Genomic DNA, 22,987 nt, shown 5'->3' with positions numbered 1-22,987 from the left:
CGGTCGGGTGTCGTGAGCAACAAGTGACAGGCAGCCTTGATCTGCTGGCCGGTAGTTTTGCAGCATTTGCAGATTTACATGGCGGCATTCACAAGTCTCCGCCTTTTCAGCCGTTCACCTGAAGGCGGCAGGGTCGGATAAGGGACGCACGTCTGCGCATGGGATGCGGCTGCCGGTTTGATCCGGCGCCGAACGCCGCCCGGCGCGGCCTCATGCAAGCAGGGACATCCGCGCTGATGAATACCGATTACCGCAGGCGGCTGCTGGGCACGCCCTTCGACTATTTCGACACGCGCGCCGCCGTCCACGCCATCCAGCCGGGCGCCTATGACCGACTGCCCTATGTGTCGCGGGTGCTGGCCGAGCAGCTGGTGCGCCGCTGCGATCCCGAGCAACTGACCGACGCCCTGACCCAGATCGTTGAAGGGCGTCGGGATCTGGACTTTCCCTGGTATCCGGCGCGCGTGGTCTGTCACGACATTCTGGGCCAGACGGCGCTGGTCGATCTGGCGGGTCTGCGCGACGCCATCGCGGCGCAGGGCGGCGATCCGGCCAAGGTAAATCCGGTGGTGCCGACCCAGTTGATCGTCGACCACTCGCTGGCGGTCGAACATGGCGGCTTCGACCCTGACGCCTTTGAAAAGAACCGCGCGGTCGAGGATCGCCGCAACGAGGACCGCTTCCACTTCATCGAATGGAGCAAGCGCGCCTTCGAGAACGTCGACGTTATCCCGGCGGGCAACGGCATCATGCACCAGATCAATCTGGAGAAGATGTCGCCGGTGGTTCAGGTGCGCGACGGCGTGGCCTTTCCTGACACCTGCGTGGGCACCGACAGCCACACGCCGCACGTCGACGCCCTGGGCGTCATCGCCGTCGGCGTCGGCGGGCTGGAGGCCGAGACGGTCATGCTGGGCCGCGCTTCGATGATGCGGCTGCCGGACATCGTTGGCGTCAAGCTGACCGGGCGGCGCGCGCCGGGGATTACGGCGACCGACATCGTCCTGGCCCTGACCGAGTTCCTGCGCGGGCAGAAGGTGGTCGGCGCATGGCTGGAGTTCTTCGGCGAGGGCGCCGACAGCCTGTCGATCGGCGACCGGGCGACCATCTCCAACATGTGCCCGGAATACGGGGCCACGGCGGCGATGTTCTACATCGACCAGCAGACGCTCGATTATCTGAAGCTGACGGGGCGCGAGCCGGATCAGGTGGCGCTGGTCGAGACTTACGCCCGCACCACCGGCCTGTGGGGCGAGGCGCTGAAAACCGCCGAATATGAGCGGGTGCTGACGTTCGACCTGTCCAGCGTCGAGCGCAATCTGGCCGGGCCATCCAACCCGCACCGGCGCCTGCCCACATCCGCCCTGAAAGAGCGCGGCGTCGCCGTGGGCCTGGCCGAGGCGCAGGCCGAAGAGCGCGATGGCCTGCTGCCCGACGGCGCTGTCATCATCGCCGCCATCACCAGTTGCACCAACACCTCCAATCCGCGCAACGTCGTGGCGGCGGGCCTGCTGGCCCAGAAGGCCAACGCGCTGGGCCTGACGCGCAAGCCGTGGGTCAAGTCATCCTTCGCGCCGGGGTCGAAGGTGGCGCGGCTGTATCTGGAAGAGGCTGGCCTGTTGTCGGAGCTGGAGGCGCTGGGATTCGGCATCGTCGCCTTCGCCTGCACCACCTGCAACGGCATGTCCGGCGCTCTTGATCCGGTCATCCAGCAGGAGATCATCGACCGCGACCTCTATTCCACCGCCGTCCTGTCGGGGAACCGCAATTTCGACGGCCGCATCCACCCCTATGCCAAACAGGCCTTCCTCGCCTCGCCGCCGCTGGTGGTGGCCTATGCGCTGGCCGGGACGGTGCGCTTCGATATCGAGCAGGACGTGCTGGGCGTGGTCGGCGGCCGCGAAATCCGCCTGAAGGACCTGTGGCCCTCGGACGAGGAAATCGACGCCGTGGTCGCCGCTTCGGTCAAGCCGGAGCAGTTCCGCGCGGTCTATGAGCCGATGTTCGGGGCGCGCCGCGGCGGCGGGGTCAGCGCCAGCCCCCTGTATGACTGGCGCCCCCAGTCGACCTATATCCGCCGCCCGCCCTATTGGGACACCGAAGGGGTCGGCGCCCTGGCCGCCAATCCGCGCACACTGACGGGGATGCGGCCGCTGGCGATCCTGCCGGACAACATCACTACCGACCACCTGTCGCCGTCCAACGCCATCCTGCCTGCGTCGGCGGCGGGGGAATACCTGACGCGGATGGGCGTGCCGGAGGAGGACTACAACTCCTACGCCACCCACCGGGGCGACCACCTGACCGCCATGCGCGCCACCTTCGCCAATCCGCAACTGGTCAATGAGATGGCCGTTGTGGACGGGGCGGTGAAGAAGGGCTCCCTGACACGCGTCGAACCGGACGGAAAGGTCATGCGGATGTGGGAGGCGATCGAGACCTATCTGGACCGCCGCCAGCCGTTGATCATCGTCGCGGGCGCCGATTATGGGCAGGGTTCGTCGCGCGACTGGGCGGCCAAGGGCGTACGTCTGGCCGGGGTTGAGGTCATTGTCGCGGAGGGGTTCGAGCGCATCCACCGCACCAATCTGATCGGCATGGGCGTGCTGCCGCTGGAGTTCAAATCGGGCGTGACGCGCCTGACGCTGGGGCTGGACGGGACGGAGGCCTTCGATGTCACGGGCGAGCGCCGCCCCGGCGCCGACCTGATGCTGAGGATCCATCGCGCGACCGGCGAGACGGTCGAACTGCCCGTCACCTGTCGTCTGGACACGGCCGAAGAGGTACTGATCTATGAGGCGGGCGGCGTGCTGCAGCGGTTCGCGCAGGACTTCCTCGCCGCAAAGTCGGAGGCCGCCTGAATGTCGCGCCTGGCCCAGATCGCCATCCCCGCCACCTATATGCGCGGCGGCACGTCCAAGGGGGTCTTCTTCCGGCTGGAAGACCTGCCTGAGGCGTGTCGCGTTCCGGGCCGCGACCGCGACCGCCTGTTCCAGCGCGTGATCGGCAGCCCCGATCCCTATGGCAAGCACACCGACGGCATGGGCGGGGCCACGTCCAGCACCAGCAAATGCGTGATCATCTCGCCCAGCGCGCGGCCCGATCACGACGTCGACTATCTGTATGGGCAGGTGTCGATCGACACGGACTTCGTCGACTGGTCAGGCAACTGCGGCAACCTGTCGACGGCGGCGGGAGCCTTCGCCATCCACGCGGGCTATGTCCCGGTCGGGCCGGACGGGGTGCGCGCCGTGCGCATCTGGCAGGCCAATATCGGCAAGACCATCATCGCCCATGTGCCGGTCGCGGACGGCCGGGTGCAGGAGACGGGCGACTTTGAACTGGACGGCGTGACCTTCCCCGCGGCCGAGATCGTGCTGGAGTTCCCCGACCCCGCTGATGAGGGCGAGGATGGCGGCGCCATGTTCCCGACCGGCAATCTGATCGACGAACTGGACGTGCCGGAGGCGCTGGTCGCCGGCGGCAAGCTGAAGGTCACCCTGATCAACGCCGGCATTCCGACGATCTTCATCAATGCGGCGGACCTCGGCTATTCGGGGGCGGAGTTGCAGGGGGCGATCAACGACGATCCGGCGGCTTTGAAGCGGCTTGAGGACCTGCGCGCCATCGGCGCCGTGCGCATGGGGTTGATCGGTTCCGTCGGTGAGGCGGCGCGGCGCCAGCACACGCCCAAGATCGCCTTTGTCGCTCCGCCGGCGGATCATGTGACGTCCAGCGGCAAGGTGATTGCAGCGGACCAGATCGACCTGCTGGTCCGCGCCCTGTCGATGGGCAGGCTTCATCACGCCATGATGGGGACGGCGGCGGTGGCCATCGGCGCGGCGGCGGCCGTGCCGGGCACTCTGGTCAATCTGGCGGCCGGGGGCGGCGAGCGTCGCTCGGTTCGCTTCGGCCATCCGTCGGGCGCACTGACGGTCGGGGCCGAGGCGCGTCAGACCGAGGGCGTCTGGACTGTGGAAAGGGCGATCATGAGCCGCAGCGCACGTCGCCTGATGGAGGGGCGCATTCTGGTCCCGGCCGGGTCGTTCGACGCGGGGAACTGAGCCGTTCTTGCGCGGCCAGGATATTTGCAATATTCACATAAAGTGCTGATTGTTCGCGATTTATCGCGCAAATATTGTCAATATCGCCAGCTCGATCTGTAAAAGTTGCAAAATACATGAGCAAGACCTTCATGGGGGTACGGCTGCGTCGGCTGCGCGAGGAGCGCGGCCTGACCCAGACGGCGGTCGCGCGGGCGTTGGATATCTCCAACTCCTATCTGAGCCAGATCGAGCAGAACCAGCGCCCCCTGACGGTGCCTCTGCTGCTGAAGCTGAACGCCGTCTTCGGCGTCGACGTGCAGTTCTTTTCGGAGGATGAAGAGGGGCGGCTGATCTCGGATGTGCGCGACGCGCTGGCGGACGGCGGCGATGAGCCGATCTCGACCGTCGAGCTAAGAGAACTGGCGCTCAACATGCCCGCCGTGGGGCGCGCCCTCGTCGCCCTGCACCGCAAGACGCGTCAGAGCGCTGAACGCGCCGAGGCCATGGCTTTGAGGCTGGGTGAAGACGTGGCGGGAGAGGCCCCCGCGCGGATGCCGTTCGAGCAGGTGCGCGACTTCTTCTATTCGCGCCGCAATCATGTCGCTGAATTGGATGAGGCGGCCGAGCGTCTTTATGCGGCGGCGGGGCTGTCGCCGCGCCAGGTGCGGCCCGGACTGATCGCATGGCTGGCCGAGAAGCACGGCGTCCGCGTCGTCTTCGACGAGACGGACGAGGCCCAGCGCCGCTACGACGGGCCGAGCCGGACGCTGTATGTCTCGGCCTTTATCAAGCAGGGTCAGCAGGCCTTTCAGATGGCGCTGCAACTGGCCTTTCTGGAGGCGGGCGACCTGATCGAAAGCCTGATCGACGCCGCTGTGCTGGAAGAGCGCGAAACCCGCGACCTGTTGCGCATCGGCCTGGCCCAGTACTTCGCCGGGGCGCTGCTCCTGCCCTATGGCGACTTCCTGCGGCAGGCCGAGGTTTACGGTTATGACATCGACCGGCTGGGGCGGCATTTCGGCGTCGGGTTCGAGACGGTCTGCCACCGCCTGTCGACCCTGCAGAGACCCGGCGCCCTTGGCGTGCCCTTCTTCTTCATCCGCGTGGACCGCGCCGGGAACATCTCCAAGCGCCAGTCGGCCACGGACTTTCACTTCTCGCGCGTCGGCGGCTCGTGCCCGCTGTGGAACGTCTATGAGGCCTTCGTCCAGCCGGGGCGGGTGCTGACCCAGATGGCTCAGATGCCGGACGGCCGCACCTACCTGTGGATCGCCCGCACAGTCGGCAGTCCGGGGCCAGTGTACGGCGCGCCGGGCAAGACGTTCGCGATTGGACTGGGCTGCGACATCCGTCACGCAGAGCGGCTGGTCTATTCGCAGGGGTTGAACCTGTCCGATCAGGCCGCCGCCACCCCCATCGGCGCCGGGTGCAAGATCTGCGAGCGCCCGACATGCCCGCAGCGCGCCTTCCCCTTCATCGGTCGCGCTCTGCAGATCGACATGGATCGCAGCGTCTCTACGCCCTATCCGACGGCGGCGGCGACCTGAAACAGGCAACAATAACGATATAAAGATATCCTTATATCGTTATTGACTTTGGCGACGGCCGTGGCATTTTCGCGTCGTCGTGGTTCTGCGCGCGGTCTTCGGATTGTGCGGAGCTAAGAGGGAAGCCGGTGAGACTGCGGTCGATGCCGGCGCTGCCCCCGCAACTGTGAGCGGCGAGTCGAAGGTCCATTTCGCGTCACTGGAGGTTCGCCTTCGGGAAGGCCGGACCGGAGGCGATGACCCGTGAGCCAGGAGACCTGCCGCGACAGATAACGTCCTCCGACGGGGTGTCGGTCAGGCCGCATGAGCGCCGCGACGGGGCGATTCCGCGCGGGCGGTCGCGCGTCCCTGTCCGCTGTCCCGTCACAGCATAACGGCAGAGACCATGCTCAGCAGCGAATTCACTTTCAGCATCAAGCGGACCCCGCTCGACGAGGACTATGTTCCTGCCGAAAACACGCGCATCACCACCAACTTCGCGAATCTGGCGCGAGGGGAGAGCCGTCAGGAGAATCTGCGCAACACGCTGAGGATGATCGACAACCGGTTCAACTCGCTGGCGCACACGGACAATCCGAAGGGCGATCGCTACGCGGTTGAACTCCAGATCGTCTCCGTCGAGATGAGCGTCGCCCCGGGTGAGGGGGCGGACAGTTTCCCGCTGATCGAAATTCTTCAGACGACGATTGTCGATCAGCAGACCGGCGAGCGGATCGACGGGATCGTGGGGAACAACTTCTCCTCCTACGTCCGCGACTACGACTTCAGCGTGGTTCTGCCGGAGCATATGAAGAGCCACCCTGGCGCCGGGGTTCCGGAAGGGTTCGGCGATCTGCATGGAAAGCTGTTCAGGCACTTCCTGACGTCAAGCGCCTATAGGGAAAATTTCCGAAAGCCGCCGGTCATCTGCCTGAGCGTGTCGAGCAACAAGACCTATCATCGGAACGGGAATGAGCATCCCGTGCTCGGCTTCGAATATGAGAATGACGAGTTCTCGCCGACCGACCAGTATTTTGCGAAGATGGGGATGAAGGTCCGTTACTTCATGCCCAAGGGCAGCGTGGCGCCGTTCGCCTTCTATCACGTGGGCGACCTGACGGCGGACTACACCGACCTGGAGCTGGTCAGCACGATCAGCACCATGGAGACCTTCCAGAAGATCTACCGTCCCGAGATCTACAACGCCAACTCGCCGGCGACCGAACACTATCAGCCCAGCCTGAAATATCAGGACTATTCCCTGACCCGCATCGTCTACGACCGTGACGAGCGCAGCCGGCTGGCCGTCGAACAGGGCAGGTTCGTGGAAGAACGCTTCATCAAGCCGTACCGCGACGTCCTCGACCAATGGTCCGCCAGCTTCGCCGTTTGATCCAGCCCAGCATTCCAAAGTCATCCATCATGAAAACCCTGTTGCCCACCTCGACCGCCGGCAGTCTGCCCAAACCTGTCTGGCTGGCCGAACCTGAAACCCTCTGGTCGCCCTGGAAACTGGAAGGGGAGGACCTGATCGAAGCCAAGCGGGACGCGCTGCGGCTGTCGCTGGATGATCAGCGCCGCGCCGGCATCGACATCGTCAGCGACGGCGAACAGACCCGCCAGCATTTCGTCACCACCTTCATCGAACACCTGGACGGCGTAGACTTCGCGAACCGCAAGACCATGCGTATCCGCAATCGTTATGACGCCAGCGTGCCGGTGGTCGTGGGCGCCGTCAGCCGACCGAAGTCGGTCTTCGTCGAGGATGCCAGATACCTTCGCGGGTTAACCGACCAGCCGATCAAATGGGCCCTGCCGGGGCCGATGACGATGATCGACACCCTCTATGACGACCACTACGGCAGCCGTGAAAAACTGGCCTGGGAATTCGCAAAAATCCTCAATGAGGAGGCCAGAGAGCTGGAGGCGGCGGGCGTCCACATCGTGCAGTTCGACGAGCCGGCCTTCAACGTCTTCTTCGACGAGGTCAACGACTGGGGCGTGGCGACGCTGGAGAAGGCGGCCGAGGGGCTTCGTTGCGAGACCGCCGTCCACATCTGCTACGGCTACGGCATCAAAGCCAATACCGAGTGGAAGAAGACGCTTGGTTCCGAATGGCGGCAGTATGAGGAGGCCTTCCCCAAGCTGCGGACGTCCAGCATCGATATCATTTCGCTTGAGGCCCAGAACGCGCGCGTGCCGATGGATCTGATCGAACTGATCCGGGGCAAGAAGGTGATGGTCGGGGCCATCGATGTGGCGACCGACGCGATCGAGACGCCGGAGGAGGTCGCCGACACCCTGCGCAAGGCGCTTCAGTTCGTGGACGCCGACAAACTCTATCCCGCCACCAATTGCGGCATGGCGCCCCTGTCTCGCCGTGTGGCCCAAGGCAAACTGGAAGCCCTGAGCGCCGGGGCCGAGATCATCCGGAAAGAACTGTCGGCCTAGCGCCGTGAATGCTCGACGCGCCCGTCGCCTGAAGGCGGGCGCCGGCAGGCTTAGCGGACATGCGGTCTGCGTCGCCAGTTCATCACATGAGCTGCGCTGAGCATCAGGCCGCCGATGACTGTGATCGGCGTCTCCATTTCGTGGGATGGCCACTCGGCGGCCGCTAGGAACAGCATGGCGACGCCGAGGGCTCCCAGGCTGATCAGCGGCCAGGCGCGGCGTCCGCTGGCGTCCGGTCGCGTCAGGCTCCAGGCTGCGATGGGAGCCGCCGTCGCGGCGAAGGCCCAATGCACCCAGGGCGCCTCGACGAACAAACCCAGCATCGGCAGCATTCCTGCAGCGAGCGGCAGGGCGAAGCAGTGGATCATGCACAGGCAGGACAGGCCGACGGCGGCGGCGTCGCCCCAGGTCTGGACACGAGCGTTCATGGCGATCCTTTCAGGGAAAAGTCGGCCGCGACGTCATGGGACGCCGCGGTCAGGCGGGGGGAGGAGGGGAAGGATCAGAAGCGGGCGCGGAAGCCGAGCACGAAATTGCGGCCGCGCAGCGGAGCCAGATGGCTGATGAAGGAGGCGTGATTCAGCGCCTTCTCGTCGAAAAGATTGGTCCCGCGCACGAAGATCTGGCCGTTGATGTCGGCGATCGTCGGGACGTCATAGGCCAAGGTGGCGTTGATCATGTCGTAGCCGGGCGTCTTGCGCTCGAAGGCTGCGATACGATCCTGCTCGAAGACGTGGACATATTCCATGTTGCCGGACCAGGCGCCCTGATAGAAGTCGCCGCGCGCGCCCAGACGACCGGCGGGAATGCGCGGCAGGTCGCCGCCTCCGCCTTTCAATTCTGCGCGGACATAGTCGCCGAACACCGTGGCCGAAAGGCCGGGACGGAAATCGTGGGTGATCTGCCCCTCGATGCCGGTGAAACGGGCATCGTTTTGACTGTAACGGATCAGGCGGAAGTCCTCGAACTGATCCAGCGTCCGCGCATAGACATAGCCGTCGTAGTCGTAGTGATACAGGCTGGCGGCGAAGATGGTGGCGCCCTCCGTCTTCTTCAGGCCCAGCTCGACCGACACGGCCGTCTCGACGTCCAGGTCGGCGTCGCCGATCTCATAGGTGTTGGTGGCCAGGTGAACGCCGCGGGCATACAGTTCCTGCGCGGTCGGCGCGCGTTGCGATCGGGCCAGGGTCAGGCTGATCATATAGCCGGGCGTGAAGGTCCAACTGGCGGCGCCGGAGATAGAGAAGGGCTTGTGGTCGACGTCGGGGCGTCCCTGTGCGCGGGCCTCCTGCCACTCCTGCCGCAGGGCGCCTTCGAAGCGCCAGTCGCCCGCGACGTATTCCTCGACCAGGAACAGGGCGTGGTTCTCGGTGCGGCTTTCGGGAATGAAGGATTCGGCGCCGACGGCGGCGAAATCGCTGCGCGAGGTCTGGGCGCCGACCACGCCGCGCACCCCGCCGATGGCGGCGTGCTGCACCTCGACGCGGGCGTCATAGCCTTCATTGGTGAAGGTGGTGGCGATCTCGCCGTCGTCGATCTCGTCATGGCGATAGTCGGTGTAGCCGCCGCGGAAGCGGATGCGTTCGATCCCGGCGAACGGATTCTCGATCTCGCCGCGCACGTCCACCCGCTTGCTGATCAGGTCGACGATCGGGACATGGTCATGATCGTGGTCGTGATCATGATCGTGGTCATGGTCGTCATCGCCGTGGTCATGACCGCCGCAATGCAGACTGGATCCGTGCGGGTGGCAGGATTCATACTCATGCGTATGCCCTGGCAGTCCGTATTCGCTGCGTTGCTCCGTATAGGCGGCGCCCAGATAGCCGCGCGAACCGATCCAGGACAGGCCCAGGGTTGCGGTCGAACTGCGGTTGAACGATCCGTCCAGCGTGGCTTCATCGAAATCGGGGACTTCGTAGTCGTCGGTGCGGCGCCCGGCGGCCTCGACCCGGATGGCGAAGGCCCCTGCGCCGGCGGTCAGGCCGACCACGCCCGCCTGTTCATTGTCCGCAGTGCCCAGCCGGAACTCGGCGACGCCTTCGCCGCCGTTCTCAGGGATGCGCGTCGGAATCTTCTTGTCGATCAGATTGACCGCTCCGCCGATGGCGCCTCCGCCGTAGAGCAGGGCGGACGGCCCGCGCAGGATCTCGACGCCTTCCAGCAGCAGAGGCTCGCCGGACACGGCGTGGTCGGGCGAGACTTCGGAAGCGTCCATCAGGGCCGAGCCGTCGGTCAGCACCTTCACGCGCGGCGCGGTCTGACCTCTGATGACAGGACGGCTGGCCCCGCCGCCGAAGGTGTCCGAGTTGACGCCCGGCAAGCCCGTCAACGTCTCGCCCAGCGTTGATTGCCGACGCTGGATCAACTCGTCGCCGCGCAGAACCGCCACACTCGAGACGACCTCGCTGCCCGAGCGCCCCAAGGCGTCAGCAGTGACCACTACGTCATCGACGCGCGTGGTCGCTGGGCCGGACTGGGGCAGGGCGTCAGCCCAGGCAGCCGTCGAAATTGCTGAAAAACTCGCGGCGGCGAGAAGGATTGATCTTGAGTGCATGGCGTTCCCCGTTCATGAAGAAAGTCGCTATTATGTTATATCATAACATTCATCAAGCGGACCTGAGCGGAGATGGAAATGAGGGGCGTGGGAGCGGCTGAAAAAGCGGAGCGGGTGCAGCGCCAACTATGGCGTTTGATCGGTCAGGTTTACGAGAAGCGCCGGAAGGACGGTCTCAACCAATCCCGGCTGGCGAGGAGGCTGGGCGTTCCCCGAGGCCAGGTCTGTCTGTGGCTGCGTGATCGGGAACGGATGACGCTGAAGGCTGCGGTGCGTCTGGCGGATGCAATGGACTATGATGTCGATGTGCGACTGGTGCGCCGTGCGACCGGGGTCGTTGAGCCGGCGATTGTGCAATGAGCCTGTTCGATCATGTGGAAATGCTGCAGCGCGATAGGCCGTGGGGACGATTCCTGGACGCCGGCACAGGCGTGAACTCAAGTCTCTGGAGCACCGGCCTGACCACCGAATCCTGGACGGGGGTGACGGCCGCTCCGGGGCATGCGGATCAGGTGCGAAAGGTTGTGGGCTCGCGTTTTCGGCCGCAGGATCGTCTGGTCCTCGGCAACTGGACGGACCCGAACCTTCTGCAGGGCGAGGTTCACGATACAGTCGTGGCCGATTATCTGATCGGCGCCGTGGAAGGCTTTGCACCCTATTTCCAGCAGTCGCTGCTACGCCGCCTGCGCCCCATGACGGGACGCCGCCTCTATGTCATCGGCCTGGATCCGTACGTGGTAGGGCCTGCTGAGACTGATGAAGCGCGGATGGTCAGACGGATCGGCAGATTTCGCGACGCCGTGCTGATGCTGGCGGACGAAACGCCTTACCGTGAATATCCGGCGGAATGGGCGCTGAATGCGCTGGCCGGCGGTGGCTTCAAAATTCTCTCGGCACGTAGATTTCCCAATCGCTACAAGGCGAAATGGGTGAATGGACAGTTGGACATGACGTTGCGGCGTTTACCCCATCTGGCCGATCAAACCCTGGCGCAGAATTTTCGAGAGACGGCAGAAGTCATCCGCAAGCAGGCGCTGGAGCTTTGCGAAGCGCGACGCGGGCTGAGGCATGGAGCAGATTATGTCATCGCCTGCGAGCCGGTGACCTAGCCTGCCACAGCATTTTCGGAGTTCGTGCCAGGCCAATGCTCCGTTTGTAAGCCCATCAGAAGCGGAAGGCGGCCTTGACCCAGAGCTTGTCGCCTTGCGGGCGGTTCTCGGCGTGGAACTCATGCTGCCACTGGGCGGTGATCGGCACCTGACCGACGACGTAGCGGACAAGGGGACCAATGGCGAAGGCCTCTCCGCGCACGCCGTCGGGGCCGACGCGGGCGCCGGCGATCTTGTCGTCGGTGGTCTGGCGGTAATAGTAGCCGGTCAGGCCCAGCGTCAGCTTGCCGGTGGTGTAGGCCACGGCCGCGTCGGTGTGCAGGCTTTGACCCGACTTGTAATCGGTGTCGTCGTTGGTGGTGTTGAAGTCGTACATCATCTTGGCGGACGCTTCCCATCCGCCGCCTGGCTGGACGTAGGTGGCGGCGAAGACCGGCTCGAAGGTCCAGTAGTTGCGGCCGATGTTGGCCAGGTCGCCCGCCTTGTAGTCCCCGGTCGGGATGAAGGTGTCGACGGTGGCCACCAGGTTCCAGTCGCCTTTCTTCCAGCCCAGCACCAGGGGGCTGACGATGATGTCGCCCAGGCCGAAGCTGCTCTGGCTCTGACCGCCCGCCTTCACGTCCAGATTGACGATCGGGATCAGGGCGTGGGCGGCGACCGTGGCGCCCAGAAAGGTCTTGTCGCTGACGTGAACCACGCGGGCGATGTTGGCGAAGGCGTTGAGCGAGAAGTCGGGGACCAGACTGTCGCCGTTGCCGTCGTTCAGGCGGTCGGCAGCGTAGTAGTTGGTGTAGGTCAGCAGATAGGTTCCCGGCGGCGGCAGTTGCGCCACGCCGATGGATTCCGCGCCGTCGGCATAGGCCGTGCCGCGCGTTTCCCCTGCATGGGCTGCGCCCGCCATACCGGCAGCCAGCGCAGCCGTGGCGATCAGCAGTCTTTTCATGGTCGTCTCTCCCTGAGTTTCGGGCGCAGGCCGCCGTCCGGCGCGAAAGCGCCGACGGCAAGCCTCACTCGTTGTTGTTGAGCCCCGGTTCGGGGCGACCGGTCAGATCTTGCGGAATAGGGGCGAGCGGGCGGTGGCCTCGGCGTCGCCGGCTGTCAGGAACCGCTCCATGAAGATGTCCCGCTCGAACAGGCGGCCCTTCATCAGGGCGACGACGCCCGCCTCGATCATCGGCGGCGGCCCGCACAGATAGGCCTGACAACCGCTGAACCGCCCCTCGAACAGGCGTTCGGCCGCTTCGTGAACATAGCCGGTTTCGCCGTCCCAGACGTCGTCGGCCTCGGGTTGGGAGACGGCGGGGACGTAGCGGAAGTTGTCGTGCTCGGCCTCCAGTTGGCGGAACAGGTCGCCGAAGTGCAGGTCGCAGGGGCGACGCCCGCCGTGCAGCAGGGTGATCGGCTCGGAATAGCCCTGTTCCAGCAGGTCCAGGATCATGCCCTTGGGACTGGACAGGCCCGAGCCGCCCGCCAGGAAGATCAGCGGCTTTTCGGCCGAACGCCGGACGTAGAAGCGACCCAGCGGGCCGGTGAAGTCGAGGCTGTCGCCCTCCTTCAACTCGTCATGCAGCCAGGCGGTGCCGACGCCGCCGGGAACGCGACGGACGTGCAACTCGATCAGGTTCGGTTCGGTCGGACTGCTGGCGATGGAGAAGGCGCGGGTGCCTTCGATGCCGGGCAGGCGCAGGTTGACGTACTGGCCAGCCTGAAAATCCAGCCCCGCGCCGTCCAGCCGCAGCCACAGGCCCAGGATGTCCGGCGTGATCATTTCGCGGCGCTCGACCCGGCCGACATAATCGTCGACGGCGATGCGGCGGGCGTCTTCGTCCTCATCGACGTCGGCCTCGATGACCGTGTCGCTCAGCAGCATGGCGCTGCAGGCCAGGATCTTGCCGTCGTCGCGTTCGAAATCCATCAGGGCGAAGGGGGAGGCGCCGCCGTGATCGACTTCGCCTTCCAGCACCTCGACCTTACAGGTGCCGCACAGGCCGTGGCCGCAGGCGTGGGGCAGCCAGACGCCAGCCCGAAGGCAGGCGTCCAGCAGGGTCTGACCGGGCGCGACCTCGATGGTCTCGCCGATCGGTTCGATGGTCAGGGTCGGCATCGGCTTATCCTCAGGCCGTGGCGGACGGGCCGGTCCAGAAGCGGATCAGCGACTTGTGGCCGACGCCCTGATCGGCCAGCGACCGGGCCGGATCGGGCGTCCAGTCGGCGCCGTCCAGCATCCAGCGGGCCTTGGACAGGTCGACCTCGGCCCATTCCGGATCCACCGCATAGAGGGACGGCAGGATCTCGCCGGTCAGGGCGGCGAAGGGCGTCTGCGGCGGCAGCGGCAGGGTGATTGCCGAGCAGAAGTTCAGATGCTCCTCCCAGTGGACATAGACCAGCTGGGCGCCGTTGAAATTCTCGACCCGGTCGCGGACGGGGCCGGTATAGCCGGGGTGCAGGCTTGCGGTGGCCATGGTCTGTCCTCCTATTCCGCGGCGACCGGGACGACAGGGCGACGCCCCTCCATCCAGCGGTTCCACTGCTCTTCTTCGGGGGACCCGGCGTAGTCCATGTTATCGGCCCCCTGGTGGATGTGATACCAGTCCAACACCTCTGGCAGGGTCGCGCCACCGCAGTTGCCCTGGAAGATCTGGTGCACCGGCAGCCAGGCCTGGGCGTACTTCTCCGGCTCGTGGTCGAAGATGTCCTTGCAGCCGTCCGAGCAGGTGTGGAACCGGTCGCCGCCGTGTTCGGAGACGCGGAAGCTGATGGTGTTCGGATCGCCGACCTCGGTGAAGGCCATCGGGATTTGGCAGACCTGACAGAGCTGCGGCAGGCCGTTGTTGTAGAAGCGTTTTCCTTCCTCGGCCTGTTCACGCCACTTGCGATAGCGCGGCTCATAGTGCTGGGCGAAGGTGTCGGGATATTTCTCGCGCAGCCAGGCCATGTGGGCCTCGTCGATGTCCCAGGTGTGCATGGCGGCGGCGTGGGTGTAGTTGTAGAAGATGCCCCACGCCTGGTGCGTCATGTGGCCCTTCTCGGCCTTGGCGACGTCGGCGTATTTCGGTTCGCGGATGCCATAGCGGGCCAGGTCGGCGAACAGGGCGCCGCCCGCCTGCTCATAATAGGTCTCCCACGCCTCGCCCCAGGACATGACCTTCTTGGGCAGCATGTAGTCCATCATCATGCCGACCAGCGACAGCAGGCGGTATCCGCGCCAGAACCACTTGTCGATCCAGCCCTGGACGATCGGCACATTGGCCTCGTCCTGCTCCAGCAGGAAGCGGACGGCCTCGAGGCCCAGCGTCATGTGGCGGCTCTCGTCCGACTGGGCCGAGAAGCCGAACGTCACCGTCGCCATGTCGCCGTTGTAGGCCGCGCCCGACATGAAGGGCACGAACAGCAGATTGGTCAGGACATATTCGAAGGCGAAGCTGATCGAGGTCAGGAACTCGAACGGCCCGGCGCTGGTCGCGTCGTCGAAGAAGGACTTGGGCACCGACAGATACCACAGGCGGTCATGCATGTGGGTGAAGTCGTGGATGCCGTCGAAATACTTGTTGTAGTGGCTGATGGTGTGGATCTGCGTCTGGCAGTGACGCAGTTCATCGATCGACTGCATCTGGGCCGCCACGCGCAGGCCGGCGCCCGGCAGGTGGCGGGCCAGGTGGGCGAAGTGCCGGTGGGCCTGATACTCCAGCGGCGTCACCCCCTGGATGAACAGCTTGACCGCATTCAGATAGCGGGCGTCGGTGATGCCCAACTGGCCGTTGTTCTGCGCCATGGAGTCGATGACGGCGTAGAGCTTGCGCTCCTTCTCTGCCTGGAACTTCCAATAGGCGTCCATGGTCAGCTTGAAGGGATCTTCCCAGGCGTCCCAGTCGTGGATCTTGATCCCTTCATATGTGGCGAAGGGGAAGACGTCGTCTTCGCGTTGATAGGTCGGCTTCCAGTCCAGACCTCGCGTATAGGCACCGTATTTCTGCTTCAGGCTCATTTTGCGCGGGGTCATGCCTATCTCCAGAAGATGATCAGAGAGCCGTCGTCTTCGTCCACAGAGCCGGACAGGGAGATGACGCTGAGGTGGATTTCCTGAGGGTCCCATTCACGGCCGAGGCGCTCGGAAACGCTATCGGCGCGGATGACCAGACGACCGGGACAGTCGACCTTGGTCATGGCGGGCAGGGGGTTGCTGGTGGCCTCGGGGTTGTCGGCTAGTATGGCCTCGACGATGGCGAAGCCGTCCTGGGTGTTCTGAATGCTGATGGAAACGGGCTTGATCATGCCGCCATCTCCCGGGCTTCGAGGGCGTTCAGGGCGATCATCCGTTCGCGCAGACGCGCGCCTGCTGCATCGACGGCGGCGTCGCCCTCGGCGCCCAGCACCATTGCTCCGATGGGACGGACGGCGTCTTCGGCGCGGGCGGACCAGCGCTCGAACCACTCGCCCAGAACGATGCGGTTGGCGTCGGATTCAGCCGCTGCGGCCTTGATGATGGCGTCGGTCCAGCGGCTGTTGTCGGCGTACCAGTCGCCCAGGAAGCCGGTCATCATCGACAGAGGCGCCCCATTGTGCGCCGCGCCCGCCCGGTCGAAGGCGCCCGTCGCCAGCGGATAGATGTAGCCGTCCAGTACGATCAACTGGGCGACATAGAGTTCGAACCAGTCATGGACGACCAGCTGGTCCTCGACCAGACGACGCAGGGGCTGCCAGACGTCGGCCTCCAGCCATTGGGTCTTGGCGTCCTTCAGAGCGCTTTCCGTACCCTGACCCAGCAGCAGGCCGATGCGCGAAATGACCTGAGCGATGCCCAGACGGTCGGCCCCGCAGAAGGCCGCCGCCGAGGTGATCTGCGTTCCGAAGCCCCAGTCGGCGATCAACTGACAGTTCATGTTCGCCGCCCATTCGACATGGCGCAGCGGCAGCAGCCAGGCGGCGAACAGGTCGCGCCAGACCGGATCGACGCTGGCGATCAGGTCGCGCTTCTCGACGAAGTTCACGGCGTCGTCGAACGACTGCTGCATGGCCGCGCGGCTGATGTTGTAGGAGGCGTAGTAGAACTGGCGCGGGTCGCGGAAGACGTACCAGTCGTTCATCACGATGCGGGTGCGACGCGCATCATACAGCTCGAACTCGGGCGAATAGGTCGGCCGATAGTGGAAGTTGACCATCGGCTGCACGTCATAGGTCGCCTCGTCATAACGCGAGGCGGGCTTGTCGACGCCGAAGCGCCGGGCAATGTGCGAGAAGGTGTGGCGCCGCGGCGTGATCGCCTCGGCTTTCAGGTCGATGTTCATTGTGACGCTCCAACAGGTTCGAGGGCGGCGCCGTTTTTGACGAGGCGCAGCACGGCGTGGCTGGCGGCGGGATCGGCGGCGGTCACCAGACAGCCGTTCTCCAGGCAGAACTCCCGGAAGGCGGCGACCGGCAGGACCAGTTCGACGCTCAGGTCGGGGTCGCCGTAGATGAAGTCGAACTCCACGATGCCGTTGTCCGTCACGTTGCGGACGACGGTCTGGAGCTTGGGGCGATCGCCCGGAACCGGGCAGGGTCGCGTGATCGGGCTGGGCGCCGCTGTCATGGTCGTTTCCTGGGTTGGGCCGTTTTTACGGCTCGTTGTTTGGTCCCTGGAACGAAGACTGTCCGAGGGTCTGATAATGGGCCAATACAAAAAGGGCAGGGCCTGATGCCTTTTGGTTATTGCCATGCGGGCCAGCGTCAGGCTCTGATGTTGGAATGAAACGCTCGCCCAAGCCGGAACCTTTGCCGCGCGCCGTCCTTTCGGGCGTCGATGTGCGGCGTTTGCGCTATTTTCTTGCCGTGGCCGAGGAACTCCATTTCGGCCGGGCGGCCGAGCGGCTCTACATCGCCCAGCCGGCCCTCAGCCGTCAGATCGCCAGTCTTGAGAACGCCATCGGCGCCCAATTGTTCGACCGGAGCCGCAGCGCCATTCAACTGACCCCGGCGGGCGAGGCCCTGTTGCCGCGCGCTCGCGACATTCAGGCGCGCGTGGCCGACGCCGTGCGCGTGGCGCGCCGTGCGGCCGAGGGACTGGTCGGGGTGATCCAGGTGGGCTTCGTCGGCTCAGCGACCTTTTCGATCCTGCCGGGCGTCTTCAACGCCTATCGCGAACAGTACCCCGAGGTCGAACTGGTGCTGCACGCCATGAACACGGCGGAGCTGAGGGTGGCGCTGCGCGACCGCTCTATCGACGTGGCCTTCGCCCGGCCGGGCATTCAGGATCCCGACATCGTCAGTGAGGTGGTCCAGCGCGAGCCGCTGATCGTGGCCCTGCCGGACACCGACATCCTGGCCGAACAGAGCCATATCGCCTTGGCCGATCTGGCGGTGCGGCCCTTCATCCTCTACCCGCGCCAGCCTCGGCCCAGCTTCGCCGACCATGTGCTGGACCTGTGCCGCGCGGAGGGCTTCACCCCCGAGATTGCCCAGGAGACGCTGGAGATTCAGACCGCCCTGTCGCTAGTGTCGGTGGGGGCGGGGGTGTCGCTCGTTCCGGAATCGACCTCGGAAGCCCAACTGCACGGCGTCGCCTATCGCCCCCTGCTGGGCGAGGAGCGGGAGACGCAACTGAGCCTGGCCTATCTGCGCGACAATCGGTCCTCGGTGCTGGGCGGCTTCTGCGCCCTGGTGCGCGAGCGCACCCGCAGCCAGATCAGGCCGCGAGGAAGCTGAGCACGGCCCCTGCGAAAGCCTCGGGCTGTTCGACGTTCGACAGGTGGGCGCCGTCCAGCACCTTCAACTGGGCCTCGGGGATAGCCTTCACCAGGGCGGCGGCGTGGTCGGGCGGGGTGGCCGGATCGGCGTCGCCCGAGATGACCAGCGTCGGCGTCGTAATCAGTCCGCCCAGTCGCCGCAGGTCCATGTCGCGAATGGCGGCGCAGCATCCGGCGTAGCCCTGCGGCGAGGTCGCCAGCAGTCCGGCCTCGATGACAGCGACCGGATCGGGCGCGCGGGCGGCGAAGACCGGCGTGAACCAGCGGGCGACCGAGGCTGCCGCCAGCGGCGCCATCCCTTGCGACAGTGCGCTGGCGATGCGCGCATCCCACGCCGAGGGCGGTCCCATGAAGGCCGAGGTGTTGGCCAGCACCAGCCGCTCCAGCCGTTCGGGCGCACGCACCCCCATCCACTGGCCGACCATGCCGCCCAGCGACAGGCCGCAGAAGGCGACGCGCTCAAGTCCCAGCGCGTCCAGCAGCTCGACCACATCGCGGCCCAGCCGGTCGAGACCATAGGCGCCCGTAGGCGCGTCCGAGGCCCCGTGCCCCCGGCTGTCATAGCGCAGCACCCGGTATTGCGCGGAGAAGGCGGCCATCTGAGCGTCCCACATCTCCATGCGGGTGCCCAGCGAGTTGGACAGTAGCAGCACCGGCGCGTCTTTCGGCCCGTCGAAGCGCCAGGCCAGACGGCAGCCGTCGCCGGTGGTGATGTGTTGCACGCTCATACCCGCTCCACGATCATGCCGATGCCCTGACCGACGCCGATGCACATGGTGCAAAGGGCGTAGCGGCCGCCGGTGCGGTGAAGCTGCTCCACCGCTGTCATGACGATGCGGGCGCCCGACATCCCCAAGGGATGGCCCAGGGCGATGGCGCCGCCGTTGGGGTTCAGACGCGGATCGCGCGGATCGACCTGAAGGTCCTGCAGCACGGCCAGCGCCTGCGCGGCGAAGGCCTCGTTCAGTTCGATGACGTCCATGTCGGCCATGCCGAGGCCAGTGCGGGCGAACAGCTTGCGCGTCGTCTCGACCGGGCCGACGCCCATGATGCGCGGCGCCACGCCGGACGCGGCCATGGCGACCACGCGGCCGCGGGGCGTCAGGCCATGGGCGCGGGCGGCGGCCTCGGAGGCGACGATCATCGCCGCCGCGCCGTCATTGAGGCCCGAGGCGTTGCCCGCCGTCACCGTGCCGTCCGGCCGCACGACCGGCTTCAGCCTGGCGAGGGCGTCGAGGGAGGTGGCGCGCGGATGTTCGTCCACGGCGAAGACGACGGGGTCGCCGCGCCGTTGCGGCACGGAGACGGGAACGATCTCGGCGTCGAACCGGCCCGAGGCGAGAGCGGCGGCGGCCTTGGTCTGGCTGTCCAGGGCGAAGGCGTCCTGCGCCTCGCGGGTGATGGCCCACTGTTCGGCGACGTTCTCGGCTGTCTGGGGCATGGTGTCCACGCCATAGGCGGCGCGCAGGGCCGGGTTGATGAAGCGCCAGCCCATCGTCGTGTCTTCGATCGTCTGGGCGCGGTCGAAGGCGGTCGCGGCCTTGCCCATCACATAAGGGGCGCGGGTCATGCTCTCGGCGCCGCCGGCGATCATCAGCTCAGCCTCGCCCGCGCGGATGGCCTGAGCCGCCAGACCCACGGCGTTGAGGCCGGACCCGCACAGGCGGTTGATGGTCGAGCCGGGCACGGTCTCGGGCAGGCCCGCCAGCAGCACGGCCATGCGCGCCACGTTGCGGTTGTCCTCGCCCGACTGGTTGGCGCAGCCCAGGATGACGTCCTCCACGGCGCCCCAGTCCAGCGCAGGGTTGCGTTCGGCCAGCGCCCGCAACGGGATCGCCGCCAGATCGTCGGCGCGCACCGCCGACAGCCCGCTGTTCAGCCGCCCGACAGGCGTGCGGATGGCGTCGCAGATGAAGGCTTGGGTCATTGGGCTTGCCCTATCGCTCGCCGCGCGGCGGCTCTCTTCTTGAGGGCGCTCATGCCGTCGCCGCGATGGCCAGCGGCGCGCCGGTCTTGGCCGTGATCTCCTCGACGGTGACGCCGGGGGCGGTCTCGATCAGCGTCAGCCCGCCCTGTTTCCGATCCACGGCGATAACGCCCAAATCGGTGATGATCAGGTCCACGACCTTCTGCCCGGTCAGGGGCAGGGCGCATTGCTCCAGAATCTTGGGCGAGCCGTCCTTAGCGACGTGATCCATCACCACGACGATGCGCTTGACCCCGGCGACCAGATCCATGGCGCCGCCCATGCCCTTCACCATCTTGCCGGGGATGGTCCAGTTGGCCAGATCGCCGTTGGCGGCGACCTCCATCGCCCCCAGCACGGCCATGTCGATATGGCCGCCCCGGATCATGGCGAAGCTGTCGGCCGAGGAGAAGAAGCTGGAGGTCGGCAGCACGGTCACGGTCTGCTTTCCGGCGTTGATCAGGTCGGGGTCCGCCTCGCCCTCGAAGGGGAAGGGGCCGATGCCGAGTAGGCCGTTTTCGCTTTGCAGCGTGACGCGGACGCCCTCCGGCACATGGTTGGCGACCAGCGTCGGTATGCCGATGCCCAGATTCACATAGTAGCCGTCGCGAAGTTCCTGCCCGGCGCGGGCGGCCATCTCGTCACGGGTCCAGCTCATGCCGACGCCTCCTCGCGCGGACGCGTCGTCAGCTTCTCGATGCGCTTTTCATTGATGGTCGAGAGGACGATGCGGTCGACATAGATGCCCGGCGTGTGGATGGCGTCGGGATCGAGGGCGCCTTCGGGGACGATCTCCTCGACCTCGACCACGGTGGTCTTTCCGGCCGTCGCCATGTTCGGATTGAAGTTGCGCGCCGTCTTGCGGAACATCAGGTTCCCGGCCGGATCGGCCCGCCAGGCCTTGATGATCGACAGGTCGGCGCGCAGCCAGGTCTCGCGCACATAATCATCGCCCTCGAAGGTCTCGACGGGCTTGCCCTCGGCGACGACGGTGCCGACGCCAGTGCGGGTATAGAAGGCGGGGATGCCTGCGCCCCCCGCCCGGATGCGTTCGGCCAGGGTGCCCTGAGGGTTCAGTTCCAGTTCCAGTTCGCCGGACAGATACTGCTGCTCGAACAGCTTGTTCTCGCCGACGTAGCTGGAGATCATCTTCTTCACCTGACGGCTCTCCAGCAGCATCCACAGGCCGAAGCCGTCGGCGCCTGCATTGTTGGAGATTACGGTCAGCCCGCCGACCCCGGAAGCCCGGATCTCGGGGATCAGGCTCTCGGGGTTGCCCGAGAGCCCGAAGCCGCCGGACATGATGGTCATGCCGTCAAACAACAGGCCCTCAAGCGCGGCTCGGGGAGAGGCGAAAATCTTGGACACGAACCTCAGGTCTCTCGATCAGGCCGCCGCGCGGGCGCGGCCGGACAGGTGCTGGTCGCCTTCGTCCGCAGCGCGCTGCAGGGTGAAGTCGAAGGCGACATAGGCGCTGTCGCCCTGACGTTGCGGCACCGGCAGCAGGCCGTCGCGGGTGGCGAAGGCGAAGTCGTCGGCCGCGAACGGATCATCGCCGAAGTTGATCTGGGTCGTCAGCGAACGATAGCCGGGCGCCTCGACGAAGAAGTGGACGTGGGCCGGGCGGTTGCCGTGGCGGCCGATGGCCTTCAGCATCCGGTCGGTCGCGCCGTTCGGCGGCACCGAATAGCCGCTGGGGATCTTGGAGCTGAAATAGTAGCGGCCGTCCGCGCCGACCTTGATGCGGCGACGGTTGTTGAACGGCGTCTGTTCGCCGGTCGGGTCGAAGTGGGAATAGAATCCCTTCGAATTGGCGTGCCAGACGTGAAGGATGGCGTCGGCGGGCGCCTCGCCGTCCGGGCCGACGATGTTCCCGGTCATATAGAGGGTGTCGGTGTCGTCGGCGTCGTCGGTCAGGTTGATGTTTTCGCCTTCGACCAGCGGCGCGCCCTCGACATAGAGGGGGCCTTCGATGGTGCGCGGGGTGCCGCCGGTGCGGCCCGCCTCGGCGTCCTTGGCGTCCAGGAACAGATCCATGAAGTGCTCAAGACCCGAACCCGGCACGATCAGGCCGAACTCCTGGGCGCCGTCCTGGAAGAATTTGATCGCGCCCCAGAACTCGTCCTCGCTGACGTCATGCTTGACGATGACGCGCATCAGGGCCTCGACCACGTCTCGCGTAATGGATTTCAGACGGGGATCGCCGCCCTCGACGGTCAGGCCGCTGGCGCGGTCCAGAAGCTGTTGAATCTCGGGTGTGGCGACGAAATCTTCGGTCATGGTCTTCCTCTCCAGTATGTTCGGCCCTGATGGGCTCTTTAACGATCGTCCTCGTGGATCGACGACGGATGGCGGCACAGGGCGGTGACCTGGACGTCCATGTAGGGAAACAGCGGCAGGGTGCTGAGAAGGTCGTGCAGCGTCTGGGCGTCGGCGACGTCGAAGACGCTGACGTTGCTGTAACGGCCGGCGACACGCCACAGATGACGCCAGATTCCCTGACGCTGCAGATCCTGGGCGCGGGCCTTTTCCTCGGCCTTCAGCCGGTCGATTTTGGCCGGATCGGCGTCGTGCGGAATGCGCACATCCATCGTGACATGAAACAGCATC

The 22,987-nt window shown here is 65.8% G+C and carries 23 protein-coding genes and 1 riboswitch; of the genes, 8 read left to right on the top strand and 15 right to left on the bottom strand.

Annotated elements, in window-relative coordinates; all coding sequences use genetic code 11:
• Positions 1–236: 236 nt before the first annotated feature.
• From acnD to RSD66_RS11510, 5 genes are all read left to right on the top strand, one after another.
• Entirely contained in the window at positions 237–2,861 is a 2,625-nt protein-coding gene (gene acnD, locus RSD66_RS11530; protein ID WP_415287877.1) for a Fe/S-dependent 2-methylisocitrate dehydratase AcnD, read from the top strand.
• A complete protein-coding gene (gene prpF, locus RSD66_RS11525; RefSeq protein WP_415287875.1) occupies positions 2,862–4,064 on the top strand; it encodes a 2-methylaconitate cis-trans isomerase PrpF in 1,203 nt (400 codons plus the stop codon).
• Between the two features lie 116 nt (positions 4,065–4,180).
• Positions 4,181–5,593 carry a short-chain fatty acyl-CoA regulator family protein gene (locus RSD66_RS11520; protein WP_024353871.1) on the top strand — a complete coding sequence of 471 codons (1,413 nt, stop codon included), beginning with the start codon at positions 4,181–4,183 and terminating at the stop codon, positions 5,591–5,593.
• Positions 5,594–5,668: 75 nt separating this feature from the next.
• Positions 5,669–5,873: riboswitch (cobalamin riboswitch) on the top strand.
• A gap of 105 nt (positions 5,874–5,978) precedes the next feature.
• Positions 5,979–6,965, top strand: coding sequence for a DUF1852 domain-containing protein (locus tag RSD66_RS11515; RefSeq protein ID WP_415287873.1), 987 nt, complete (start codon positions 5,979–5,981; stop codon positions 6,963–6,965).
• Positions 6,966–6,994: 29 nt separating this feature from the next.
• Positions 6,995–8,023, top strand: coding sequence for a methionine synthase (locus RSD66_RS11510; RefSeq protein WP_415287872.1), 1,029 nt, complete (start codon positions 6,995–6,997; stop codon positions 8,021–8,023).
• Between the two features lie 50 nt (positions 8,024–8,073).
• On the opposite strand, the gene RSD66_RS11505 is transcribed toward RSD66_RS11510, so the two are convergent.
• Together RSD66_RS11505 and RSD66_RS11500 are read right to left on the bottom strand one after the other, a co-directional pair.
• Positions 8,074–8,451 carry a MerC domain-containing protein gene (locus tag RSD66_RS11505; protein WP_415287870.1) on the bottom strand — a complete coding sequence of 126 codons (378 nt, stop codon included), beginning with the start codon at positions 8,449–8,451 and terminating at the stop codon, positions 8,074–8,076.
• Positions 8,452–8,525: 74 nt separating this feature from the next.
• Positions 8,526–10,466 carry a TonB-dependent receptor domain-containing protein gene (locus tag RSD66_RS11500; RefSeq protein ID WP_415287869.1) on the bottom strand — a complete coding sequence of 647 codons (1,941 nt, stop codon included), beginning with the start codon at positions 10,464–10,466 and terminating at the stop codon, positions 8,526–8,528.
• Between the two features lie 192 nt (positions 10,467–10,658).
• Here RSD66_RS11500 and RSD66_RS11495 point away from each other — a divergent pair, with 192 nt between their 5' ends.
• On the top strand, positions 10,659–10,940 hold the full coding sequence (locus RSD66_RS11495; RefSeq protein ID WP_415287867.1) for a helix-turn-helix domain-containing protein: 282 nt from the start codon (positions 10,659–10,661) through the stop codon (positions 10,938–10,940).
• Entirely contained in the window at positions 10,937–11,689 is a 753-nt protein-coding gene (locus RSD66_RS11490) for a class I SAM-dependent methyltransferase (RefSeq protein WP_415287865.1), read from the top strand. The genes RSD66_RS11495 and RSD66_RS11490 overlap by 4 nt, the downstream gene beginning before the upstream one ends.
• A 55-nt stretch (positions 11,690–11,744) precedes the next feature.
• Here the strand turns inward: RSD66_RS11490 and RSD66_RS11485 are convergent, their stop codons facing one another.
• The 7 genes from RSD66_RS11485 to RSD66_RS11455 all read right to left on the bottom strand — a co-directional run bounded on the left by RSD66_RS11485 (position 11,745) and on the right by RSD66_RS11455 (position 17,258).
• Positions 11,745–12,632, bottom strand: a complete 888-nt coding sequence (locus tag RSD66_RS11485; RefSeq protein ID WP_415287863.1) for a transporter — start codon at positions 12,630–12,632, stop codon at positions 11,745–11,747.
• Positions 12,633–12,734: 102 nt separating this feature from the next.
• Positions 12,735–13,793, bottom strand: a complete 1,059-nt coding sequence (locus tag RSD66_RS11480) for an NADH:ubiquinone reductase (Na(+)-transporting) subunit F (protein ID WP_415287861.1) — start codon at positions 13,791–13,793, stop codon at positions 12,735–12,737.
• 10 nt (positions 13,794–13,803) lie between these two features.
• Positions 13,804–14,151, bottom strand: a complete 348-nt coding sequence (locus RSD66_RS11475; RefSeq protein ID WP_024353880.1) for a phenol hydroxylase subunit P4 — start codon at positions 14,149–14,151, stop codon at positions 13,804–13,806.
• An 11-nt stretch (positions 14,152–14,162) separates the two neighbouring features.
• The gene (locus tag RSD66_RS11470) at positions 14,163–15,689 is read right to left on the bottom strand and encodes an aromatic/alkene/methane monooxygenase hydroxylase/oxygenase subunit alpha (protein ID WP_415287859.1); all 1,527 of its coding nucleotides are present in this window, start codon (positions 15,687–15,689) and stop codon (positions 14,163–14,165) included.
• A 2-nt stretch (positions 15,690–15,691) separates the two neighbouring features.
• Complete coding sequence (locus RSD66_RS11465; protein WP_024353882.1) at positions 15,692–15,961, bottom strand: MmoB/DmpM family protein; 270 nt, start codon at positions 15,959–15,961, stop codon at positions 15,692–15,694.
• On the bottom strand, positions 15,958–16,974 hold the full coding sequence (locus tag RSD66_RS11460) for a phenol hydroxylase (RefSeq protein WP_415287858.1): 1,017 nt from the start codon (positions 16,972–16,974) through the stop codon (positions 15,958–15,960). The genes RSD66_RS11465 and RSD66_RS11460 overlap by 4 nt, the downstream gene beginning before the upstream one ends.
• Positions 16,971–17,258 carry a phenol hydroxylase subunit gene (locus RSD66_RS11455; RefSeq protein WP_415287857.1) on the bottom strand — a complete coding sequence of 96 codons (288 nt, stop codon included), beginning with the start codon at positions 17,256–17,258 and terminating at the stop codon, positions 16,971–16,973. The genes RSD66_RS11460 and RSD66_RS11455 overlap by 4 nt, the downstream gene beginning before the upstream one ends.
• 155 nt (positions 17,259–17,413) lie before the next feature.
• Here RSD66_RS11455 and RSD66_RS11450 point away from each other — a divergent pair, with 155 nt between their 5' ends.
• The gene (locus RSD66_RS11450; RefSeq protein ID WP_119412391.1) at positions 17,414–18,370 is read left to right on the top strand and encodes a LysR family transcriptional regulator; all 957 of its coding nucleotides are present in this window, start codon (positions 17,414–17,416) and stop codon (positions 18,368–18,370) included.
• Here RSD66_RS11450 and pcaD read toward each other — a convergent pair.
• From pcaD to catC, 6 genes are read right to left on the bottom strand one after another with little or no spacing between them, the layout of a single operon-like run.
• Entirely contained in the window at positions 18,351–19,139 is a 789-nt protein-coding gene (gene pcaD, locus RSD66_RS11445) for a 3-oxoadipate enol-lactonase (RefSeq protein WP_415287855.1), read from the bottom strand. The two genes, RSD66_RS11450 and pcaD, sit on opposite strands and share 20 nt — an antisense overlap.
• A complete protein-coding gene (gene pcaF / locus RSD66_RS11440; RefSeq protein WP_415287853.1) occupies positions 19,136–20,338 on the bottom strand; it encodes a 3-oxoadipyl-CoA thiolase in 1,203 nt (400 codons plus the stop codon). The genes pcaD and pcaF overlap by 4 nt, the downstream gene beginning before the upstream one ends.
• Before the next feature lie 49 nt (positions 20,339–20,387).
• Complete coding sequence (locus RSD66_RS11435) at positions 20,388–21,035, bottom strand: 3-oxoacid CoA-transferase subunit B (RefSeq protein WP_415287851.1); 648 nt, start codon at positions 21,033–21,035, stop codon at positions 20,388–20,390.
• The gene (locus tag RSD66_RS11430) at positions 21,032–21,745 is read right to left on the bottom strand and encodes a CoA transferase subunit A (RefSeq protein ID WP_119412387.1); all 714 of its coding nucleotides are present in this window, start codon (positions 21,743–21,745) and stop codon (positions 21,032–21,034) included. The genes RSD66_RS11435 and RSD66_RS11430 overlap by 4 nt, the downstream gene beginning before the upstream one ends.
• Positions 21,746–21,763: 18 nt before the next feature.
• Positions 21,764–22,657 carry a dioxygenase gene (locus RSD66_RS11425; RefSeq protein ID WP_415287850.1) on the bottom strand — a complete coding sequence of 298 codons (894 nt, stop codon included), beginning with the start codon at positions 22,655–22,657 and terminating at the stop codon, positions 21,764–21,766.
• 38 nt (positions 22,658–22,695) lie between these two features.
• Positions 22,696–22,986, bottom strand: coding sequence for a muconolactone Delta-isomerase (catC, locus tag RSD66_RS11420; RefSeq protein WP_046654385.1), 291 nt, complete (start codon positions 22,984–22,986; stop codon positions 22,696–22,698).
• Position 22,987 lies beyond the last annotated feature (1 nt).

Source organism: Brevundimonas sp. S1H14 (assembly GCF_047716865.1).
Taxonomy (GTDB): Bacteria; Pseudomonadota; Alphaproteobacteria; order Caulobacterales; family Caulobacteraceae; genus Brevundimonas; species Brevundimonas naejangsanensis.
The sequence above is the reverse complement of the archived record's forward strand: the minus strand, read 5'-3'. Positions and strand labels throughout refer to the sequence as shown.

What these genes read in the sequence shown, in the direction of transcription:
- RSD66_RS11490 (WP_415287865.1), top strand. Translation starts at nt 10,937, where the DNA reads ATGAGCCTGTTCGATCATGTGGAAATGCTGCAGCGCGATAGGCCGTGG.
- RSD66_RS11510 (WP_415287872.1), top strand. Translation starts at nt 6,995, where the DNA reads ATGAAAACCCTGTTGCCCACCTCGACCGCCGGCAGTCTGCCCAAACCT.
- RSD66_RS11450 (WP_119412391.1), top strand. Translation starts at nt 17,414, where the DNA reads ATGAAACGCTCGCCCAAGCCGGAACCTTTGCCGCGCGCCGTCCTTTCG.
- RSD66_RS11485 (WP_415287863.1), bottom strand. Translation starts at nt 12,632, where the DNA reads ATGAAAAGACTGCTGATCGCCACGGCTGCGCTGGCTGCCGGTATGGCG.
- RSD66_RS11505 (WP_415287870.1), bottom strand. Translation starts at nt 8,451, where the DNA reads ATGAACGCTCGTGTCCAGACCTGGGGCGACGCCGCCGCCGTCGGCCTG.
- RSD66_RS11455 (WP_415287857.1), bottom strand. Translation starts at nt 17,258, where the DNA reads ATGACAGCGGCGCCCAGCCCGATCACGCGACCCTGCCCGGTTCCGGGC.
- RSD66_RS11470 (WP_415287859.1), bottom strand. Translation starts at nt 15,689, where the DNA reads ATGACCCCGCGCAAAATGAGCCTGAAGCAGAAATACGGTGCCTATACG.
- RSD66_RS11460 (WP_415287858.1), bottom strand. Translation starts at nt 16,974, where the DNA reads ATGAACATCGACCTGAAAGCCGAGGCGATCACGCCGCGGCGCCACACC.
- RSD66_RS11515 (WP_415287873.1), top strand. Translation starts at nt 5,979, where the DNA reads ATGCTCAGCAGCGAATTCACTTTCAGCATCAAGCGGACCCCGCTCGAC.
- RSD66_RS11520 (WP_024353871.1), top strand. Translation starts at nt 4,181, where the DNA reads ATGAGCAAGACCTTCATGGGGGTACGGCTGCGTCGGCTGCGCGAGGAG.
- RSD66_RS11435 (WP_415287851.1), bottom strand. Translation starts at nt 21,035, where the DNA reads ATGAGCTGGACCCGTGACGAGATGGCCGCCCGCGCCGGGCAGGAACTT.
- catC (WP_046654385.1), bottom strand. Translation starts at nt 22,986, where the DNA reads ATGCTGTTTCATGTCACGATGGATGTGCGCATTCCGCACGACGCCGAT.
- RSD66_RS11465 (WP_024353882.1), bottom strand. Translation starts at nt 15,961, where the DNA reads ATGATCAAGCCCGTTTCCATCAGCATTCAGAACACCCAGGACGGCTTC.
- RSD66_RS11495 (WP_415287867.1), top strand. Translation starts at nt 10,659, where the DNA reads ATGAGGGGCGTGGGAGCGGCTGAAAAAGCGGAGCGGGTGCAGCGCCAA.
- RSD66_RS11425 (WP_415287850.1), bottom strand. Translation starts at nt 22,657, where the DNA reads ATGACCGAAGATTTCGTCGCCACACCCGAGATTCAACAGCTTCTGGAC.
- prpF (WP_415287875.1), top strand. Translation starts at nt 2,862, where the DNA reads ATGTCGCGCCTGGCCCAGATCGCCATCCCCGCCACCTATATGCGCGGC.
- RSD66_RS11480 (WP_415287861.1), bottom strand. Translation starts at nt 13,793, where the DNA reads ATGCCGACCCTGACCATCGAACCGATCGGCGAGACCATCGAGGTCGCG.
- RSD66_RS11475 (WP_024353880.1), bottom strand. Translation starts at nt 14,151, where the DNA reads ATGGCCACCGCAAGCCTGCACCCCGGCTATACCGGCCCCGTCCGCGAC.
- pcaF (WP_415287853.1), bottom strand. Translation starts at nt 20,338, where the DNA reads ATGACCCAAGCCTTCATCTGCGACGCCATCCGCACGCCTGTCGGGCGG.
- pcaD (WP_415287855.1), bottom strand. Translation starts at nt 19,139, where the DNA reads ATGAGCGTGCAACACATCACCACCGGCGACGGCTGCCGTCTGGCCTGG.
- acnD (WP_415287877.1), top strand. Translation starts at nt 237, where the DNA reads ATGAATACCGATTACCGCAGGCGGCTGCTGGGCACGCCCTTCGACTAT.